At 64.0% G+C, this 18,886-nt stretch carries 18 protein-coding genes; 9 read left to right on the top strand and 9 right to left on the bottom strand.

Annotation, left to right across the window (positions count from 1 at the left end; translation table 11 throughout):
• The first annotated feature begins 1 nt into the window (after position 1).
• Entirely contained in the window at positions 2–709 is a 708-nt protein-coding gene (locus tag MHM88_RS06335; RefSeq protein WP_239361485.1) for a molecular chaperone DjiA, read from the top strand.
• Positions 690–1,691 carry an endonuclease/exonuclease/phosphatase family protein gene (locus tag MHM88_RS06330; protein ID WP_239361484.1) on the top strand — a complete coding sequence of 334 codons (1,002 nt, stop codon included), beginning with the start codon at positions 690–692 and terminating at the stop codon, positions 1,689–1,691. Before MHM88_RS06335 ends, MHM88_RS06330 begins: the two co-directional genes overlap by 20 nt.
• Here MHM88_RS06330 and MHM88_RS06325 read toward each other — a convergent pair.
• A complete protein-coding gene (locus MHM88_RS06325; RefSeq protein WP_239361482.1) occupies positions 1,688–2,587 on the bottom strand; it encodes a LysR family transcriptional regulator in 900 nt (299 codons plus the stop codon). The genes MHM88_RS06330 and MHM88_RS06325 overlap by 4 nt on opposite strands.
• 95 nt (positions 2,588–2,682) lie before the next feature.
• On the opposite strand from MHM88_RS06325, the gene MHM88_RS06320 reads away from it, so the two are divergent.
• Both MHM88_RS06320 and MHM88_RS06315 read left to right on the top strand, forming a co-directional pair.
• On the top strand, positions 2,683–2,901 hold the full coding sequence (locus MHM88_RS06320) for a hypothetical protein (RefSeq protein ID WP_239361479.1): 219 nt from the start codon (positions 2,683–2,685) through the stop codon (positions 2,899–2,901).
• 79 nt (positions 2,902–2,980) lie between these two features.
• Positions 2,981–3,358 carry a hypothetical protein gene (locus MHM88_RS06315; protein WP_239361477.1) on the top strand — a complete coding sequence of 126 codons (378 nt, stop codon included), beginning with the start codon at positions 2,981–2,983 and terminating at the stop codon, positions 3,356–3,358.
• Positions 3,359–3,424: 66 nt separating this feature from the next.
• Here MHM88_RS06315 and MHM88_RS06310 read toward each other — a convergent pair whose 3' ends face one another.
• The 4 genes from MHM88_RS06310 to MHM88_RS06295 form a co-directional block, all read right to left on the bottom strand.
• Positions 3,425–5,071: a Ppx/GppA family phosphatase gene (locus tag MHM88_RS06310; protein WP_239361475.1), complete on the bottom strand. Its 1,647-nt coding sequence runs from the start codon at positions 5,069–5,071 to the stop codon at positions 3,425–3,427.
• 127 nt (positions 5,072–5,198) lie between these two features.
• Positions 5,199–5,885, bottom strand: a complete 687-nt coding sequence (locus MHM88_RS06305; protein ID WP_239321171.1) for a DnaA ATPase domain-containing protein — start codon at positions 5,883–5,885, stop codon at positions 5,199–5,201.
• A gap of 9 nt (positions 5,886–5,894) precedes the next feature.
• On the bottom strand, positions 5,895–7,040 hold the full coding sequence (locus MHM88_RS06300; protein ID WP_239321174.1) for an AI-2E family transporter: 1,146 nt from the start codon (positions 7,038–7,040) through the stop codon (positions 5,895–5,897).
• 257 nt (positions 7,041–7,297) lie between these two features.
• The gene (locus MHM88_RS06295) at positions 7,298–7,696 is read right to left on the bottom strand and encodes an Imm10 family immunity protein (RefSeq protein ID WP_239361473.1); all 399 of its coding nucleotides are present in this window, start codon (positions 7,694–7,696) and stop codon (positions 7,298–7,300) included.
• Positions 7,697–7,887: 191 nt separating this feature from the next.
• On the opposite strand from MHM88_RS06295, the gene MHM88_RS06290 reads away from it, so the two are divergent.
• Positions 7,888–9,177, top strand: coding sequence for an MFS transporter (locus tag MHM88_RS06290; protein WP_239361471.1), 1,290 nt, complete (start codon positions 7,888–7,890; stop codon positions 9,175–9,177).
• A gap of 34 nt (positions 9,178–9,211) precedes the next feature.
• On the opposite strand, the gene MHM88_RS06285 is transcribed toward MHM88_RS06290, so the two are convergent.
• Positions 9,212–10,918, bottom strand: coding sequence for a GAF domain-containing hybrid sensor histidine kinase/response regulator (locus MHM88_RS06285; RefSeq protein WP_239361469.1), 1,707 nt, complete (start codon positions 10,916–10,918; stop codon positions 9,212–9,214).
• A 680-nt stretch (positions 10,919–11,598) separates the two neighbouring features.
• On the opposite strand from MHM88_RS06285, the gene proS reads away from it, so the two are divergent.
• Positions 11,599–12,954: a proline--tRNA ligase gene (gene proS, locus MHM88_RS06280; protein ID WP_239361456.1), complete on the top strand. Its 1,356-nt coding sequence runs from the start codon at positions 11,599–11,601 to the stop codon at positions 12,952–12,954.
• Positions 12,955–13,218: 264 nt separating this feature from the next.
• Here the strand turns inward: proS and MHM88_RS06275 are convergent, their stop codons facing one another.
• Positions 13,219–13,719, bottom strand: a complete 501-nt coding sequence (locus MHM88_RS06275; protein WP_239361454.1) for a ClbS/DfsB family four-helix bundle protein — start codon at positions 13,717–13,719, stop codon at positions 13,219–13,221.
• Positions 13,720–14,059: 340 nt separating this feature from the next.
• A complete protein-coding gene (locus MHM88_RS06270) occupies positions 14,060–15,331 on the bottom strand; it encodes a calcium-binding protein (RefSeq protein WP_239361452.1) in 1,272 nt (423 codons plus the stop codon).
• 442 nt (positions 15,332–15,773) lie between these two features.
• Between MHM88_RS06270 and MHM88_RS06265 the strand changes: the two genes are divergently transcribed.
• The 3 genes from MHM88_RS06265 to MHM88_RS06255 all read left to right on the top strand — a co-directional run bounded on the left by MHM88_RS06265 (position 15,774) and on the right by MHM88_RS06255 (position 18,334).
• The gene (locus tag MHM88_RS06265; RefSeq protein WP_239361450.1) at positions 15,774–16,286 is read left to right on the top strand and encodes a DUF2937 family protein; all 513 of its coding nucleotides are present in this window, start codon (positions 15,774–15,776) and stop codon (positions 16,284–16,286) included.
• Between the two features lie 88 nt (positions 16,287–16,374).
• The gene (locus MHM88_RS06260) at positions 16,375–17,658 is read left to right on the top strand and encodes a lipoprotein-releasing ABC transporter permease subunit (RefSeq protein WP_239361448.1); all 1,284 of its coding nucleotides are present in this window, start codon (positions 16,375–16,377) and stop codon (positions 17,656–17,658) included.
• Entirely contained in the window at positions 17,651–18,334 is a 684-nt protein-coding gene (locus MHM88_RS06255; protein WP_239361444.1) for an ABC transporter ATP-binding protein, read from the top strand. Before MHM88_RS06260 ends, MHM88_RS06255 begins: the two co-directional genes overlap by 8 nt.
• Before the next feature lie 46 nt (positions 18,335–18,380).
• Here the strand turns inward: MHM88_RS06255 and MHM88_RS06250 are convergent, their stop codons facing one another.
• Positions 18,381–18,818: a DMT family transporter gene (locus tag MHM88_RS06250; protein ID WP_239361443.1), complete on the bottom strand. Its 438-nt coding sequence runs from the start codon at positions 18,816–18,818 to the stop codon at positions 18,381–18,383.
• Positions 18,819–18,886: the final 68 nt, after the last annotated feature.

Here is an 18,886-nt window from a genome sequence, read left to right as displayed (position 1 = left end):
TATGTCACTCTGGACCCGCATAACCGAGGCGCTTGCGGCGCTGACGCAGGGCGAAAGCCTGGCCGAGGTGTTCGACCGCCTGCGCACGCCGCCGGAACGTTCCGTGGGCTTCACCATCGCGGTGATCGCACTGGGGGCTAAAATGGCCAAGGCCGACGGGCAGGTGACCCGCGATGAGGTCGCCGCCTTTCGCGAGGTGTTCCAGATCGCCGCCGAGGATGAGGCACAGGCCGCGCGGGTCTTCAACCTCGCCCGGCAGGATATCGCAGGCTACGACGATTATGCCCGCCGCATCCGGGCGATGTTCTCGGATGATCCCGAAACGCTCTGTGACCTGATGGAGGGGCTGTTTCACATCGCCATTGCCGACGGGTTCTACCACCCCAATGAGGATGTGTTCCTTGAGGAGGTGAGCCGCATCTTTGGCCAGTCCGAGGCGCAGTTTCGCTCGCTTCGGGCGCGGTTTGTCGAGGATGCCCCCAAGGACCCGCATGAGGTGCTCGGCGTGGCCCCCGGCACCCCGATGGAAGACATTCGCAGCATCTGGCGTCGGTTGGTGCGCGACAATCACCCCGACGCGATGATCGCGCGCGGCGTCCCGCAAGAGGCGATCCGGCTGGCCGAAAAGCGCATGATCGACATCAACCGCGCGTGGGAAGACCTCAGCGGCAAGGCGCAAGCCCGCGATCATGCGCCTGAGCACGTATAATATCGAATGGTTCGAGGCGCTCTTTGACGAGAGCGATCACTTGCGTCTGGATGAGGCCCCCTCCGCCCGTCACGAGGTCAGCCGCCGCGCGCAGGCCGAGGCCATTGCCGATGTGCTGCGCGCCATCGATGCCGATGGCATCACCATCATTGAGGGCCCCAACACCGGCAAACGTCAAAGCACCGTGCGCGCCCTCACGCGGTTTGCCGAATGGGCGGATCTGCGCACAAGGGACGTGGTGATGGGCTTTGCCAATGACACCCGTCAGGAAATCGCATTTCTATTTGATTCCAATGTGATGCAGGCGGAGCATGCGCCCATCTCATCGCCCCGCGCGCCCCGGTTTGATGCGATGTTTGAAATCGACCTCGATGTCGATGCCAAGGCCGATATGGTGCGGTTTTCCAAACCCCCGATGGAGCTTATGGTGACCCCGGCGGATGGCATGCCCTTTCGCCTGATCGGCGCGCATCTGAAATCCAAGGCCCCCCATGGCGCACGCACCCCGGAAGAAGCCCGCGCGATCTCCATTGCCAACCGCCGCAAGCAGCTGGCGCAGGCGGTCTGGCTCAGGGCGCGGGTGGAGGATCATCTGGAGGCGGGCGATCCGCTGGTGGTGATGGGGGATCTGAACGACGGCCCCGGCCTTGATGTTTACGAGGCGCTCTTTGGCCGCTCTTCGGTGGAAATCATCATGGGGGCAGAGCTGTTTGACCCCCAGGCGCGCCATTTGCTCCGGCCCAATCAACAGGGGCTGCCGACCTCGGCACGGTTCTATAACCATCTGGAAGGGCGGTATTTTCAGGCGCTGCTGGATTATATCATGATCTCGCCGCCCTTGCAGGCGCATCAGCCGAAATGGCGCATCTGGCACCCGTTTGAGGACGCGGCCTGCTATGGCACGCCCCCGCTCTGTCAGGCGTTGTTGACCGCATCGGACCATTTCCCGGTCACGCTGGATCTGGCGTTTGCCTCCGGCTAATCCTGTGCGTTTTCTTCGGCGACGCTGGCGCGCAGCCAGTCCAGCACCGCGCACACCGCATGTTTGTGCTGGCCGCTGGTCTCACCCGCCGGGGTGACGATCGCCTGCAAGCCATTGGACACGCGCACAAATCCCAGCGGCGCAATCAGCCGCCCCGAGGCCAGATCATCCGCCACCAGCCGCCGCTCTGCCACCGCCACGCCAAGCCCCGCTGCCGCCGCCTCCAGCGCGAGGATGTGGTGCGGATAGGCGCTCTCACGCGCAGCGAGCAGGGCCACGCCGCTCAGACGGCACCACGCGTCCCAGGATTGCGGCGCGCCTGCGTGCACCAACCGCAGCTCCGCACGCCAGCCCTCGGGCGATCGCACCAGCGGATAGCCCGGCGCGCAGACCGGACCATAAGAGGTATCGCCAAGGATTTCGGGCCTGCGCGTGTCCCGCAGAGGGCCGCGCAGGCGATCATAGCTCAGGATCAGATCATAGGTGTCGCGCATGTCGCGGTGGGGACCGGACATCAGCAGATCCACCTCCACATCCGGGTGCTGCGCATAAAACCGGGGCAGGCGCGGGGTCAGCCAGCGGGTGGCAAAGGTGGCGCTCACCGCCAGTCGCACCCGGCGCTGATCCTGCTGCTGTCGCAACTGCTGCGCCACATGATCCAGCCGGTCCAGCATGGGCCGCAGCTCCGCCTGCAACTGTGCACCACGCTGGGTCAGCCGCAATCCGGTGCCGTCTTTTTCAAACAGCGCGCCACCCAGATCCTCGCCCAGATGGCGCAGCTGCTTGCTGATGGCGCTATGGGTCCGGCCCAGTTCGGCGGCCGCAGCGGTCACGGACCCAAGCCGGGCGGTGGCCTCGAATGCGGGCAGGGCGGAGAGGGGTGGCAGATGTCTCATATGTTCCTAGAAAGACCAAAGGGCAGGAGAAGAACTCAATTTTTCTGCGGTCACTGTAGGGATAATCTGGCGGTATTGGAACAAAGGAGCCTCTCATGTCTGCCGATATTCTGACCCTGCCGCACGCGCGCCCCTTGCGCCCGATCTGTTGCGCCCCGGATCAGCGGGGGCTGGCGCTGTGGCTTGCCCGTCGTCGTCTGCGCCTGATGCTGGCTCGCGAGTTGCTCGGCGCGCCCGACAGCGCATTGCAGGATGCAGGCTGGACCCGCGCCGCCCTTCGGCAAGAGATCGCCAAGCCGATGTGGCGGGGGTAAGCGGCGCGGATTTGTCCCCCTATGCCTGTTACAGAAGCGCGCTATATTCTGAGGCATGACACAGGATATTCGCCCCCGCATGTTTCGCCGCCTTGCCCTTGGGGCTGGGGTTGCGGCCCTGTTGGCGCTGCCGCTCGCCGCTGAAGACACCCCGACCGACGAGGAGGGGCCGACACTGATGGAGCGCGGAGCGGATTTGTTCTTTGAGGGGCTGCGCCGCGAGATGGAGCCGACGCTGGACGAGGCCGCGCGCCTCTTTGCCGAAATCGGCCCTTCCATGCGCAGCTTTCTCACCGAGATGGGGCCCGCGCTGGCGGATATCGCCAATCAGGTGGAGGACTGGAGCGTCTACGAGATGCCGGAAATCCTGCCCAACGGCGACATCATCATCCGCCGCAAGGCGCCACAGCCCGAGAGCACGCCAGAGGCGCAAGAGGACGGCAGTATCGAGCTCTGAGCTCTGAGCTCTGAGCCAGGCGCCATCGTGATCTTGGGGCGTTCGCCCTGCGGTGATCTTGGGGCGCTAGCCCCGCGCGTCCTTTTCCAACAACGCGCCGCGCTTGCCGGCGATGGTCACCCGCACCTCGGCCTCCAGCGCATTGACCAGCGACATCAGCCGCGATTGCGCCACCTCGCCAAACAGCGCCGCGCTGGCGGCGGGCAGCTCCACATGCAGGATGCGTTTGCGCGGCTGCCAGCGCAGGCGGCCGATGTCCTGATCCTCGCCCACCATCAGCATGGCGCCAAAGCGCATGGCCTTGCCGAGGATTTCGGCCTCCACCTGCTGTGCCGCGGCCAGCAGATCATAGAGATGTTCGAAATGGGTGCCCTGCCGCTTGTTGCGGTAGCGATGCAGCAGCGCCAGCCCGAGGAAGATCCGTTCCGAGTGTTTCAGCCCGCCGAGATTGGCGCGGGTGGCATTGTCGAAACAGACCTCGGCGCGATAATCGGGATGCGCGCGCCAGCTCACGTCATGCAGCACGCAGGCGGCCTTCACCAGCCGCATCTTGGCATAGGGTTCGCCGGAAAACAGCGGTTTTACAAAGGTATAGAGCGTCTTGCCAAAGCCCGGCACCCGCGCGTCCTTGGCCTCGGCAAAGCGGGCCGCCTCGATCAGCGGGTCGCGTTCGCGCAGCCGCTCGGGCATCTGTTCATACAAGAGCCCCTCGCGAATCCCATAGCTGGAAATGGCGATGTCCTTGGGGCGAAAGGTCTTGATCAGGCGCGACAGCACATCCGCCGCATAGGGCACCAGCGCCATCCGGGCTGAGGAAATGCCGCAGTCGCTGCGGATCTTGTCGAGATCGTTCTTTTCCAGGTATTTGGCGGTTTCGCGCACGTCCTTGGCGGTCATGCGGTATTCGTGCTGCACCGTCAGCGGGTAGTTGCGCCGCAGCATGTCGACGCGGGCGATGGCCCGCCAGCTGCCGCCGACCAGAAACAGCCGGTCGCGCTGATCGCCAAGCTGGTCGCGCAGCGCGACCATGACCTCGTCGATGTGTTTCTTGCGGCCCCGGCGCCCGCCCTTGATGTCCTTCAGCTTCAGCGGGCCGAGGTTCGAGGTCACGCATTTGCCGACCTCGCCGTCGTGGATTTCCGCCAGCTCCATCGAGGAGCCGCCGATGTCGCAGATCAGGCCATAGGCGCCGGGCCAGCCCAGAAGCACCCCCTGCGCCGACAGCCGCGCCTCTTCCTCGCCGGTGATGACACGGATGCGCAGGCCGGTGGCGGCCTCCACCTCGGCGCAGAATTCCGGCCCGTCACTGGCATCGCGCACGGCGGCGGTGGCCACCACGATCAGCGAATAGGGCAAGAGCCCCTGCGCCAGCATCTGAAAGCGCTTCAGTGCCTCCAGCGCGCGCACGCGCCCCTTCGGATTGAGCTTGCCGGTTTCCGACAGGCCGGCGCCAAGGCCGCACATGATCTTTTCGTTGTAGAAATAGGCCGGGCTGCGGGCTGCGCCGTCAAACACCACCAGTCGCACCGAGTTCGAGCCCACATCGACCACGCCGACCCGTTTCAGGGCGCGGGCATCCGGATCATCGAACAGCGGGCGGCCAAACGGGCCCCAGTCCTCGCTGCTGCCCGCGGGCGGTTCCAGATCGGACTCTGTGCCGTCTGAAGGCGTGGTCTCGGAGGCGAGGTGCGGGGCGTCTGGCAGGATCGTCATGCGGGCTCCGGGATGGTCCGGCCCTGGGGACCGGATGTTTGGGCTTTGGAAAGAATGATGTATCGGGTCGCGGAGGTCAATTCCGCCCGCGGTGCCGGGGGGATCCTCGGGCTGCAGAGGCGCCGGGTCATCTGTCTTCGCTTTCGCGGTCGGCGGCCATCATGCGAATCGCCAGCGCGCGGCTCAGGGTGCGCTGCTCGGCCAGCGCCAGCCGGTCGAGCTGATCGACCACCGCCGCCGCCGCGGCAAAGCTGCGGTCCATGCGCCCCACCAGATAGGGGATCACATCCGGTTTCGGGGTGATTTGGCGGTCGTTGAACAGTTTCGCCAGCACCACCGCCAGCAGCGCATCATCGGGGGCCTCAAGCGCGGCATGGGTGGCCGCCTGCACCCGGCTTTGCAGATCCGCCAGCCCCAGCCCCCAGAGGTTGGGCGCCGGACGACCCGTCAGCATCAGCCGGTGGCCATGGGTCAGCACCATGTTGTGCAGATGAAACAGCGCCTTTTGCGCCAACGCGTCCTCGGCGATTTCCGGCACGTCCTCGATCGCCACCGGGCCGCTGGCCAGTTCCGGCACGTCGGCCTCGGTCAGCTGCTGTGCAGGCACCACGCGGGCGCCGCTTTCCTTGGCCCAGACGTGGGCGAGGTGGGTCTTGCCCGATCCCTTGGGCCCGGTCAGCACCAGCTTACCCGAAGGCCAGGCAAAACTCGGGTCGATCAGCGCCACGGCCATGGCATTCGACGGCGCAACAAAGAAATCATCCCGCCCCAGCGCAGGTTTCGCCGGGAGATCAAAGCTCAGCTGTTCGGACATCGGGTCTTCTTACTCTGCACCGTCCTGCGGCGCCTCGGCGGAAAGGGACGCGACGTCCCGGTGGCTCAGCCCCTGATAGAGGCGACTGTGCAGATACTGGTCCACGGCAAATCGTGCAACCACCCCGATCGCCGCAGCCACCGGCACCGCGATCAGCATGCCGACAAATCCAAACAGCGCGCCAAAGACCGACAGCGCCAGCAGCAGCCACACCGGATGCAGCCCGACGGAGTTGCCGACGAGCTTGGGGGTCAGGAAGTTGCCCTCGACCATCTGGCCGATCACAAAGATCCCCGCCACCAGCGCGATGCGCAGCCAGTCGGTGCTCTGGCGGATCATTTCACCGTCGGCGCCCTCTGCCGCGCCCCAGAACTGAAACAGTGCCAGGCCGATCGCCAGCACGCCGCCAAAGATCGCCCCGAGATAGGGGATGAAGGTCACCAGACCGGCGACAAACCCGACCGCCAGGCCAAAGTTCAGCCCCACCAGCATCAGCGCCACCGCGTAATAGGTGCCCAGGATCACGCAGACCGTGCCCATGCCGCGAATGAAGGACGACAGCACGGCATCGATCTCGCCGGCCAGCTTGCGCACCACCGGCGCGTGATCGCGCGGCAGCAGCTCGTCGATGCGGGCCACCATCCGGTCCCAGTCCACCAGCAGGTAGACCGCAACCACCGGCACGATCACCAGCAGCACCACGATGTTCAGCAGCGACATCGCCGAGCCGACAAAGGTCTGGAGCAGGCTGATGCTCTTGTCCTGCACCATCTTCCACAGGCCCGCCAGCGCCTCGCGCACCTGGCTGTTGTCTTCAAACAGCGCCGGGAACCGCTCCTGGGCAAAGTCGCGCAGGTTCGACAGCGCCTGCGGCAGCGTCTGCACCAGATCGATCATCTGGTTGATCAGCGCGGGGACGATCAGCAGCAGCAGCACCAGAAAGATCAGCACCGCCCCCACCGTGATGACCGCCGTCGCCCCCTCGCGGCTGAGGCCCGCGCGTTCCAGCCGGTCCGCCAGCGGGTCGATCATATAGGCGATGGCACCGCCCAGGATGAAGGGCATCAGCACATTGCCAAGCGCCCACATGACGATGGCAAAGAGGACGGCGGCAATTCCCCAGTATTTCAGTTGTTTGCGGGCGGGCAGGGCCATGGTCAGGCATCCTCGCTTTGGTGGGTCGCGGACGGGTGGATCGCGGATGCCCCTGTGATCGCCGATGGGGCGCAGCGTTTCAAGTCAGACTTGCGCCCCCCGTGGCATCAATGCGTTCTGACACAGGACACCGCACCGGAGTGAGTGGGCTGATTGTGCGACGCGTTGCCTCCGCCTCGTGTGCCAACGGCGAAGCGATCTCGCGTGTCCTCTTGCGGGCGTGTCTGCCGTGCGGACAAAGCTGCCGTAGCAGTGCATCAATACTCGGTAGGCTTGTTCTCAAGGTCTATTCCAGCACGGCAAGCCATCCCGGCCAACGTCGCACAAACATCAGGGCTCAGGCGGGTAACGTCGTCAAGCGGAATGCAAAACGGGTTGAGCGTGTCTGGCAGCTTTAGCTGTTGAGATGAGAAATGAATGATCACAGCGTTGAGAAAAACTTCAATTCGACGCACAATCTTGTAAGCGCCATGTGCTTGATCGTTGATTTCTAAATATATTCCGTCCATCCCAGTCGCGCGATCTTGATCGTCAAATTCGTATGCCAACTGCAAAAGCACATAGTCTGATGAACCGTCACTTGCATCGCCGAAGGCCACCATTTCATAGTCGTCTCCTTTCGACGCTGACGCATGTTTGAATTTTTGCGAGTGCACGGCGTTTTCCCAGCATGATCTAAATTGGCACTAGGCTACACTATAGCGGCCAATAGGAGAACTCGTTCCAGTAGATTGGTTTGGGCTCGGATCTGCCGTTTGCCACGGGTTGGTGCAGCGGGGTCGGGGCCTGGCATCCCGGGGGCTGATCCGCCATTGCGCAGGGAGATGGAAAGGCGGATGCTGCCGCCATGACGACGGAACTCGATTTTTCTTTCACGGCCTTGACCGACGGCGCGCGGCGGCACATCCGGGTGTTTCAGATACATCAGTTCCTTGACCGTTTTGCCATGGGGCTCACGGTTGCCGTGGTTGCGCTGGCGTTGACCGATCGCGGCATGGATCTGTTTCAGATCTCGCTGCTGTTTGGGATCTACTCCCTGACCACCATGGCGATGGAACTGCCCTTCGGCGGGCTGGCGGACTCGATCGGGCGCAAGCCGGTCTTTCTGGCAGCGACCCTTGCCAGTCTGGTGTCGCTGGCGCTTTTTCTCATGTCGCGCGACTTTGGCGTGCTTGCACTGTCCTTCGCCTTCATCGGGTTCGGGCGCGCCCTGCGCTCTGGCACGCTGGATGCATGGTTTGTCGAGACCTTCAGGGCGGCGGCGCCAAATGTGGATGTCCAGCCCGCGCTGGCCAGGGCGCAAGGGGCCAACGCCCTGGGGCTCGCGGTAGGGGCTGTCCTGGGCGGGCTGCTGCCTGACGCGTTTGGGGCGCTTGGTCTGCGCCATGGGATCAGCATCTATGATGTGTCCTATGCGGCCAGCTTTGTGGTGATGGTCGGCGTGCTGATCTACACCCTCTGCGCCATCGCCGAAGACCCCCGGCCGCTGACGCCCCATGCGCTTGCACAGGGTTTTGCGCGGGTCCCGTCGGTGGTGGCCGAGTCCTTCCGCCTGGCGCTGCGACACCGGACGCTTGCCATGCTTCTGGCGGCTCTGGCGCTGTTCCTGATTGCGACAAACCCGGTCGAGGTGATCTGGCCGACCCACGCCAAGCCGATGCTGGAGGCGGCCTATGCCAATACCGTCATCGGGGCGTTGACGGCGGGCTACTTCCTTGCGATCGCCATCGGCGCCTCCCTGTCGCCGCAGATCAGCCGGATCTTCAGGCGGCGCCATGCGCGCACGCTTGCGGCGATCTTTGCCTGTCTCGCGGGGGTGCAGGTTGCGCTGGCGATACAGGGCGGCATCGTCGGCTTTGTCGTTATCTTTGCGCTCTACTCCATCCTCCTCGGCGCCAGCGAGACCCCTGCGAGCAGCCTGCTGCATCGCTGCGTGGAGGATCGCCAGAGGTCCACCATGCTGTCGCTGCGCTCCCTGATCCAGCAGTGTGGCGCGGCGATCGGGCTGGTTCTGGCGGGGGCCCTTGCCGACGTCTATGCACCCCCCGTGGCCTGGAGCGTTGGCGCCGTGTTCCTGCTGGCGGCGATGGCGCTGAGCCTGGCGCTGGCGCGACGGTTGGCTGCTGCTGGTGCATAGGGGCGCATGACCGCCGCCGGCGGCGACCGGGCGATCAGGCCTCTGCCGGGCCGGCGGGCGCGAGCAGCGGCGAGAGGGCGCGGATCAGGTCGCTGTGGCGCAGCGGTTTGCTGAGCCAGGCGTCAAAGCCGCTGTCGCGGTATTGCTGCACCTGGCTGGGCAGCGTATTTCCGGTGACCGCGATGCAGAGCGCGTCACGGGCAACATGGCGCGGCGAGGCGCGCAGCTTCTCCAGCACCTCGAGCCCGCTGTAGCCCGGCATCTGGATGTCGAGGAACAGAATGTCATAGCGGGTGGTTACCGCGCGCCCGAAGGCGTCACCGCCGTCATAGGCCTTGTCGACCTCGGCGCCGAGGCTCTCCAGCAGTTTTTGCAGCACCAGCCGGTTGGCCGGGCTGTCATCCGCCACCAGCACCCGCTTGCCGCGCAGGATCTGCGCGTCGGTCTCCACCGGGGGGTGGTCATCCCCGCGACCGGGGTCCGCAAGCGCCGGCGCGACCACCGGCATCGGCAGCGACAGGAAAAAGGTGGTGCCCTCGCCCGGGAGGCTCTCGGCACGGATGCGGCCGCCCATCAGCTGCACCATCTGCTGCACGATCGCCATGCCCAGCCCGGTGCCGCCCTTGCTGTGCGCCGTGGTGGGCTCGGCCTGGACAAAGGGTTTGAACAGAGCGTCGATCTGCTCGGGCGCGATGCCGCAGCCGCTGTCCCGCAGGGTGATATGCACCGCCTGCGGGGTGCCGCGCAGACAGAGGCAGACCCGGCCGTGATCGGTGAATTTCACCGCGTTGCTCAGCAGGTTGCCCAGCACCTGACCAAGCCGGAACCCGTCGCCCTGGCGCAGCTCGCCCATGGCGATGTCGGTGAAATTGTGGGTGATCTCGATGCCCTTGCGCGCGGCATTGGCGGAAAACAGCTGCACGACGTCCTGAATGGTTTCGCGCAGGTCAAAGGGGGTCGGGGCCAGTTCCATCTTGCCGGCGTCGATCTTTGCAATGTCGAGCGCATCATTCAGCAGCCGCTCCAGGCTCTGTGCAGATCGGTTGACGGTGCGCAGCAATTCACCCTGCTGCCGCGGAGAGCTGGCGATCCCGGTCACATTGCGCATCAACAGATCGGTCGAGCCGATGATGCCATTCAGCGGCGTGCGGATCTCGTGGCTCATATGGGCCAGGAAGGTCTTGCGGGCCTCGGCCTCGCGCCGGGCGGTGGCCTCTGACGCCTCGGCGCTGTCGCGGGCCTGTTTCAGCGCGATCAGGTGATCGACGGTCAGCGCCAGCTGCTGCAAGGTCTCCAGATCGCCGTGCTGCCACGGTCGGGGCTTGCGATCCACCACGCAGAGTGCGCCGATGGCAGTGCCGTCGGGCAGGTGGATGGGCACCCCGAGATAGGCGATCATATGCAGATCGCGCACCGCCTCATTGTCGCGCAGCTGGCCGTTGTCGCGGCTGTCGTCGACCATCAGCGGCTGCCCGGTGGCCTGCACATACTGGCAGAAGGAATGCGACAGCGGCGTCTGGCGCAACTCGCTCACCATGTCGGGCAGGCCGATGCAGCTCTTGAAGAACTGCCGGTCCTGGCTGGGCTGCACCACCGAAATCATCGCGGTGGGCGTGTTCAGGACGCGGGCGGCCAGCGATGTGAGATTGTCCAGCGCGTCTTCGCTGTGGTGTTCGACCAGGCCCAGTTCGCGCAGCTGCACGTCATAGGCATCGGGCGTCAGTGGCAAGGCATGGGTCATGAACAAAACATCTTTTAACATCACGCGGGCAGGGGCCGCATTACAGCTTGGGCACGACTATTGTGCCAAAATTCCGATACTTGAATACTCACATTCTGCGAGAATGTATCAAAAAACTATATTTAATTGGAATTATTTTTATGACTTTAAAAACGGCTGTGGTGACAGGGGGTTATCCGTAATTCGTGAAACTTGGGTTTGGTCGGGCGGGCGCGGTGCCTCGCGCGAGTGGCGAGTCGATTCCGCGCGCCTACACGGCTCGCGGGAGGTCAGGGGGCTGAAAGGTCGTGACACGGGGCGACAGGGGTCATGACCGTCGGTTTTGCGGCTGATCCGGGTGATTTTTGGGTCCGGGGGTCGGGTCCTCCCACGCAGCGGTTCCCCTGACGACATACCGCACCGCGGGCATTGGTGCAAATCTCCGATGCGGAATTGCGCGCTCCGTCTTTATCGCAAAATCACCATCACGGCGCCGCCTCTGCGGAAACGCCAATTGCGCGGGCGAAGCATTGCAATCCAGAGGGGAGTATTGCCGGGCGGAACCGCGACTTTCGCCATGGGCCGCCCCTTGGCTGCCCTGATCACGGGGCGCGATGCCCGCGCGGTGCAACTGCACCCTTGTCCGTCTCCCTGCCAGCTACTAAACCGGGCAGAACACTCGTTCACCGCATGGAGCCATTATGCGCCTGTCTCGCTATTTCCTGCCTGTCCTCAAGGAGACCCCCTCCGAGGCGCAGGTCGTCAGCCACCGTTACATGCTGCGCGCCGGCATGATCAAACAGTCCGCCGCCGGGATCTACTCCTGGCTGCCGCTGGGCTACCGGGTGCTGAAAAAGATCGAAGGCATCGTGCACGAAGAGCAGATGCGCGCGGGCCACATCCCGATGCTGATGCCCACCATCCAGTCGGCCGATCTGTGGCGCGAGTCCGGGCGCTATGATGCCTATGGCGAGGAGATGCTGCGCATCCGCGACCGCCATGACCGCGATATGCTGTTCACCCCCACCGCCGAGGAGCTGATCACCGACATCTTCCGCGCCAATGTGTCCAGCTACAAAGATCTGCCGCTGACGATGTATCAGATCCAGTGGAAGTTCCGCGACGAGATCCGCCCGCGCTTTGGCGTGATGCGGGGGCGCGAATTCTACATGAAGGACGGCTATAACTTCGACCTCACCAAAGAGGACGCGCTGCACGCCTACAACCGCCATCTGGTCAGCTACCTGCGCACCTACGAGCGCATGGGTCTGCAGGCGATCCCGATGCGCGCCGATGGTGGCCCGATCGGTGGCGACTACACCCACGAATTCCTGGTGCTGGCAGAAACCGGCGAGTCGGAGGTCTTTTATGACAGCGAGATCACCGATCTGACCTTTGGCGCGCGCGAGATTGACTATGACAGCGTCGAACAATGTCAGGCGGTGCTCGAAGAGTTCACCTCGCGCTATGCCCGCACCGACGAGACCCACGACGAGGCGCTGTTCAACGCGGTGCCAGAAGAGCGCCGTCGCGTCGCCCGCGGTATCGAGGTTGGCCAGATCTTCTACTTCGGCACCAAATACTCCGAGGCGCTGGGCGCCACCGTGCAGACCGCCGAGGGCGACAGCGTGCCGGTCCACATGGGCTCGCACGGGATTGGTGTGTCGCGTCTTCTCGGCGCCATCATCGAGGCCAGCCACGACGACAAGGGCATCATCTGGCCCGAGGGTGTCACCCCCTTCCACTGCGGGATCGTGAACCTCAAGCAGGGCGACGATGAAGCGGATGCCGCCTGCGAGCAGCTCTATGCCGCGCTGACCGCCATTGGTCTGGAGCCGCTTTATGATGATCGCAAGGAGCGTGCGGGCGGCAAATTCGCCAGCATGGACCTCATCGGCCTGCCATGGCGCATCACCGTCGGACCGCGCGGGCTGAAGAACGGCGTCGTCGAGGTGACCAGCCGCCGCACCGGCGAAAGCGAAGAGATGAGCCCGGAAGACGCGGTAAAGAAAATCGCCGCGATCTACGCCAACCACCCCACGCCGCGCGGCTTCTGAAGCCACTGGCGCAACAGAATTGAGCCCCGTCCGACAGGCCCGTCGGGCGGGGTTTGTTCTGCGCTGAACGCCAAGTTGGGCCAGCAATGCTGCGAGTGCAAGGCATCTATGCTAACGTCGGGTTTGAGCCCGCTTTACTGGATGCTGCGGCTTAGAGGAATTGCAACTTCGCTGTACTGAGTTCATCAAAAACAGTCAGTTTACGAACTGCACTTCATGGTTTCGTAAACTTGAAAGTTAGACGTGCCGATAGCTTAGCCTGCCTTATTTGGCGTTACGCAACGCTTTCCGGATGTAGGTGTTCGCGGAGCGGAAATGCGACGGACCAGATGCTTCTGCAAAGCGGCCAAGCGTCCACTTGCCGGTCCACGCATGTGCGCCGCCAGCGTAGAGCGTTTCATCGTCTTGTGCTGCAATAAACCGGCGCAACTTGTCACAAGCGGCCTCAAAATCGGAAAGCAAGTCTGCCCACGGCGTCTCGTTGCCTTTCTCGTAGAGCGGCGCGTTGTACTCTCTTAGCTGGTTCCATTTATAGCCCTTGGCGGGGACATGAACCTCGCGGCCAGTAACGCCGTCTTCGTACCAACCATGAAACATGCCCATCCAATGGGTGCGGTGCGCAATCACACCTTTGATCGTCGTGTCGTCATCGGGGGGCGACAAAGAAGCTTTTGCTTCGTCGACGCCATCGAGCGTTTTGCGGAGCTTGGCCAAGTCTTTATCGAAAACGACTAGTAGATCGGTTTTGTTGGTTGCTGCTGGCATGCCTGAAGGCTAGCGGTTGATCGGATTGCGTCATTGACCTGAATCAAGGTCGTAACCTTGTCTCGAGCGCGATAGCAGACCTTGGTAGGGCGGTGGCAAACGAGCGCTTCGTCCGCATTGGCCAGAGATCTCCGCGCGTTGGATGATGCAGTCCTTGCGGACAGCCCCAAGACACCCACACAGCCGCATCCAGATCAGATGTCTTTGTTCGAGTGATACGCGCAACGCCGGTGAACGGCGCGCACGCCGGGGCGCGAGTGCGTCCAGCGTGCAGACCAAGGCCCATGTCTTCGCGGGCATCTAAAGGGGCGGCAGCCGTGGCCTCTGTCAGATCCGAATGTCAGACCCTCGTATCGACACCATTGGCGTCTGCCGGCGGGATTTGCAGCGGTACCGGATCACCGCCGCGGGCATTGGCGAGGGAAATCTCTCCCGCCTGATCAATCCCGCTCAGGGTGAGGCTGCCGCCATCGGCATAGCGCAGGAGCAGTTTGTCGCCTTCGCGGGTGATGCTGGTGGGCGCGGCAGAGGCGATGGTCAGGTTCGCCCCCGGAGCCAGCATGGCAATATCATCGCCGTCCCCGGTCTTGCGCGACAGGGTGACGGTGCCACCGCCGTTGCGCACCTCGATTAGGTCATTGCCGCGTCCCCCGCTGACGGTCACCGCTTCGGTTGCGGAAATGCGGATCAGATCGTCGCCCTCACCGCCATCCACAGAGCCCCGCGCCGCCGTCACGTCAATCGCATCGGCCCCATCGCCGCCGCTGATGCGTTCGGCAATTGTCGCGTGTAAGCTGATGATATCATTGCCTGCACCGGCGTTGATGCCCTGCGCATAATCGGCTGAGATCCGCAGCCTGTCGTTCCCATCGCCAGCGGAGACACTGTAGAGGTTGTCCGCATCAATAGTGAGCCTGTCGTCACCACCACCGGTGCTGATGGACCCCGCAGTTCCGGCCTGAATGGTCAGCCTGTCATTGTTGGCAAAGGTTTGCGTGCTCATCCAGGTTTTGGAGCCGTTTTTGTCGGCAACCGTGACGGCAATGGTGGGCGTGGCATCGGTGCTGACGTCAAAGACCTGCGCGCCGCTGAGCGAGACTACATCGGCCCCGTCGCCGGTCTTGACGCCAAAGATCATGCCGTCGGTCTCGACCGAGACCTCATCCGCGCCGGCGGTGCCCACCGCATCGGGCATGGCGAATTTGGCGCTGAGGAACGTGTCATCCGTCGCGTCACCGCCCACGATCGACATCAGGATCGTATCTGCCATCGTGTCACCGGTGCTGACCTGCCCGAGGATCTGCATGGCGATTGTGGTGGCATAATCCGCATGGTCGGGATCTTCATCGCGCAGTTTGGCGATGGCAACGCGCATGTCCGCGGCCTGCTGGCGGTAGCGCTGGGCGGTGAGGTTGATGTCACCAACGCCCATGCCTTCCTTGACGGTGAGACCGTCCTCTGCCCGCATCTGATATTCGGTGTGCATGGCCGCCTGGCCGCGTTTGCCTGCCTGTTCGACCTCATCAGCATCCTTGAGGGCGCGTTGGTTGCTGGCCATGTCCTGAAAAATCTGTGCGATCCGGGGGTCTTGGCCCGGCAAAATGGCTGTCATGATATCAATCTCCTCATGGTGCTGGTCCATGTGGCAAAGGTTTGAAACTACCTATGAGGGAATAGCCTTCAATAGATTGCCAAAGGGTTGCGTTTTTGCCCTGTATGCGGGGCGCCTGTCGTTTTTGCGCTGCTTTTTGCAGATCGCGCCGTATCGGTGCGTGCGGGCAGGGCTCCCGCCCGTCTTGCGGGCATGAAACATGCCCTGATCCGGTTGGGCCCTGCGGGTTGGGGGTGGCGCCGGGCCTTTGGCCCGGCGCCACCCCCAACGCCTTTTCGGCGTTTTGCGCATGCAAAACACCAAAAGGGGGCGGGAGCGCCCCCGTTTTCCCCTTCACAGGGGAGGTGCGCGCGGGGCTGATGGGGCGCTCATGCTGAGGGTTGCGCCTGACAGGCGCATCGGGTCACCTTTGCGGCGATGGGCTGAGAGAAGGACAACGATCATGATCACGCGGATGGTGTCGCTGCTGGGTGGAGCGGGCGCAGGTGTGGGCCTGTCACAGTTTCCTGCCTACGCGCAGGCCTATCTGCAAAGGCTGGGTGGTCACGTGGACGCGCTCCGCCGCACGGTGGCAGAGTTTGATGCCGATGCGGCGGCGCTTGGGCTGGAGCGGCATGCGGCGCTGGTGCAACTGGCTCAGGGGGGCGAGATGGGGGCCGCGCGCGCCGAAACCATGGCGGCCACCATCGACCGCTATGGTCGCCTGTCGTCCGACTTGCGCGAGTTGAGCGCCATGGCCCCGGTGGAGCGCGCGCTGCATCTGGGGCGCTTTGCCGAAAGCGAGATCGCCTCTGCGACGCTTCAGGCGTTTGAACCTGCGGTGCCGGTTTCGCTTGATGCGATGATGCTGGCGGCGGTTGGGCTGCTGGCGGGCAGTGGCTTTATCTGGGGGCTGATGGCGGGGGGGCGGCGTCTCTTTGCCCGCAGTGCGCGCCGCCGCGACAGGCTTGCTTGACCGCACATCCTCGCGCCCCTAGGGTCTGCGCGACAGGCGCTCTGCCTTGGCAGCGCCGCATTTTCATCGCAAGAGGAAGACCGCCTAAATGGCCGCACCTGCGCCTTTTTCCCGTTTCGAATGGATGATTGCCTGGCGTTATTTGCGCGCCCGCCGCAGCGAAGGCGGCGTGTCGGTGATGACCTGGATTTCCCTCATCGGCATCACGCTGGCGGTCTTTGCGCTGATCGCGACACTGGCGGTGCGCTCAGGCTTTCGGTCGGAATTCGTGGGCACCATTTTGGGCGCCAACGCCCATGCCACGGTCTACGCCCATGGCGAAGTCACCGAAGCCGGCACGCTTGATCGACGCATCACCGATTATGCCGCATTGGCGGATGCGGTGGGGCAGGTACCCGGCGTGGTGCAGGCGGCCCCGCTGATCAAAGGTCAGGTGATGGCCAGCCGGGGTGACCGCAACGCCGGTGTGCAGGTCTATGGTATCCACGCCGCGGATCTGGCCGAGATCCCGGGTGTTGCTCAAAGCGATGCGGCCTATGGCGATCTCGACCGTTTTGACGAAGGAATTGCGATCGGATCGGGCGTTGCGCGCGCCCTGGGCCTCAGCATCGGGGACAAGGTCAAGCTGATCTCACCCAATGGGGTCAAGACCGCCTTTGGCACCAGCCCACGCGTGAACGCCTATGAGGTGGTCTATGTCTTTACCGCCGGGCGCTATGACATCGACAACACCCGCGCCTATCTGCCCTTTGCCGAGGCGCAGAGCTATTTCAACCGCGAAGGTGCGGCAGATGAGATCGAGGTGATGGTTGATGACCCCGAGCGGGTGGTTCAATACATCCTGCCGTTGCTGCGGGCGGCGGGGCAAAGCTATGGCGTCTGGAGCTGGCGCGACAGTTCGGGGGGATTCCTGCGGGCGCTGGAGGTCGAGGACAATGTGATGTTCGTGATCCTGTCGATCCTGGTGCTGATTGCGACGATGAACATCGTCTCCGGCCTCATCATGCTGGTGAAGAACAAGGGCCGTGACATCGGCATTCTGCGCACCATTGGCCTCAGCGAAGGCTCGGTGATGCGGGTGTTTTTCATTTGCGGGTCGATCACCGGGGTGATCGGCACCCTGCTGGGGGTGATCCTTGGTTGCCTGTTTGCGATCTACATCGACCCGATCTTCTCGTTTGTGAATTACGTCATGGGGGGCGGGGTCTGGGATCCGTCGATCCGGGGCATCTACGCGCTGCCAGCCGAATTGCGGGCGGGCGATGTGATCAAGGCCGTTGGCCTGTCGCTGGGTCTGTCGTTTGTTGTCACCATTTTTCCGGCCCGCCGCGCGGCGCGGCTGAACCCCGTGGAGGCGCTGCGCTATGAGTGAGATCACCTTGCAGATCGAAGGGCTGAGCAAGACCTATCTGGCGGGCACGCCCGGTGAAGTCTCGGTCCTGCGCGGAGCAGACCTGACCCTGCGCGCGGGCGAAGTTGTGGCGCTGGTTGCCCCTTCCGGTGCGGGCAAATCGACGCTGTTGCAGATCGCGGGGCTGCTGGATGTGGCCGATGCGGGCACGGTGCAGATCGGCGGGCAGAACATGACCGGAGCGGGGGAGCGCAAGCGCACACGGGTGCGGCGGCAGGACGTAGGGTTTGTTTACCAATTCCACCACCTGCTGCCGGAGTTCACGGCGCTGGAAAACATCGTTCTGCCCCAGCTTGCCAATGGGTTGTCCCAGCGCGACGCGGAGGCGCGCGGCGCCGAACTCTTGGCGCTTGTGGGACTGAAAGACCGCGCCGCGCATCGACCCGCAGCGCTGTCCGGGGGCGAGCAGCAACGGGTGGCGTTTTGCCGGGCGCTGGCCAACAGCCCGCGCATCCTGCTGGCGGATGAGCCGACCGGGAACCTCGATCCGGCGACCTCGGATCAGGTGTTTGAGGTGCTGATGCGGCTGGTGTCGGAAACCGGCCTGTCAGCGTTGATCGCGACCCACAATCTGGAGCTTGCCTCCCGGATGGACCGGGTGCTGCATCTGGAGGATGGGGTGTTGCGCGCAGGCTGAGCCCGGCGCGCAAGCCGCAGCGGTCGGGGTGGTGCTCAGGCTGGACTCAGGCGGCGATCTGGGTGATCCAGACCCCGGCGGCCATGACCGAGATCCCCAGCGCGCGGGTCCAGGTCAGTGGGCTGATCTGGGCGCCAAAGAGGCCGAAATGGTCGATCGCCGCAGCCGAGAGGAGTTGGCCCAGAAGCATGAAGAACACCGCGTTTCCGACCCCGAAATGGGGTGCCACATGGGTGATCGACAGGACATAGAAGGCCACCAGCACCCCGCCGAGCAAGAGATGCCGGGGCGCGATCATCACCTGCGACAGGGTCTTGGGGCCGACCAGCGCATAGAACCCGAGCGCGGCGACAAAGGCCACTGCAAACAGCACCACGCAGGCGGCCCCCGGCGCGCCGAGGACCTGCCCCAGCCGCGCGTTGAGGGCAGCGAGAACGGGGATCCCGATCCCGGCTGCCAGCATGATCAGTGCAAATTGGGTCATTTCGCTTGTCCTCCCCATGACCGCTCCCCCTGCCGATTGCGTGCCGGAGCAGAATGCGGCGCAGGCCA

The organism is Epibacterium sp. MM17-32 (assembly GCF_022348205.1).
GTDB lineage: Bacteria > Pseudomonadota > Alphaproteobacteria > Rhodobacterales > Rhodobacteraceae > Epibacterium.
This window is presented reverse-complemented; position numbering and strand designations above follow the sequence as displayed.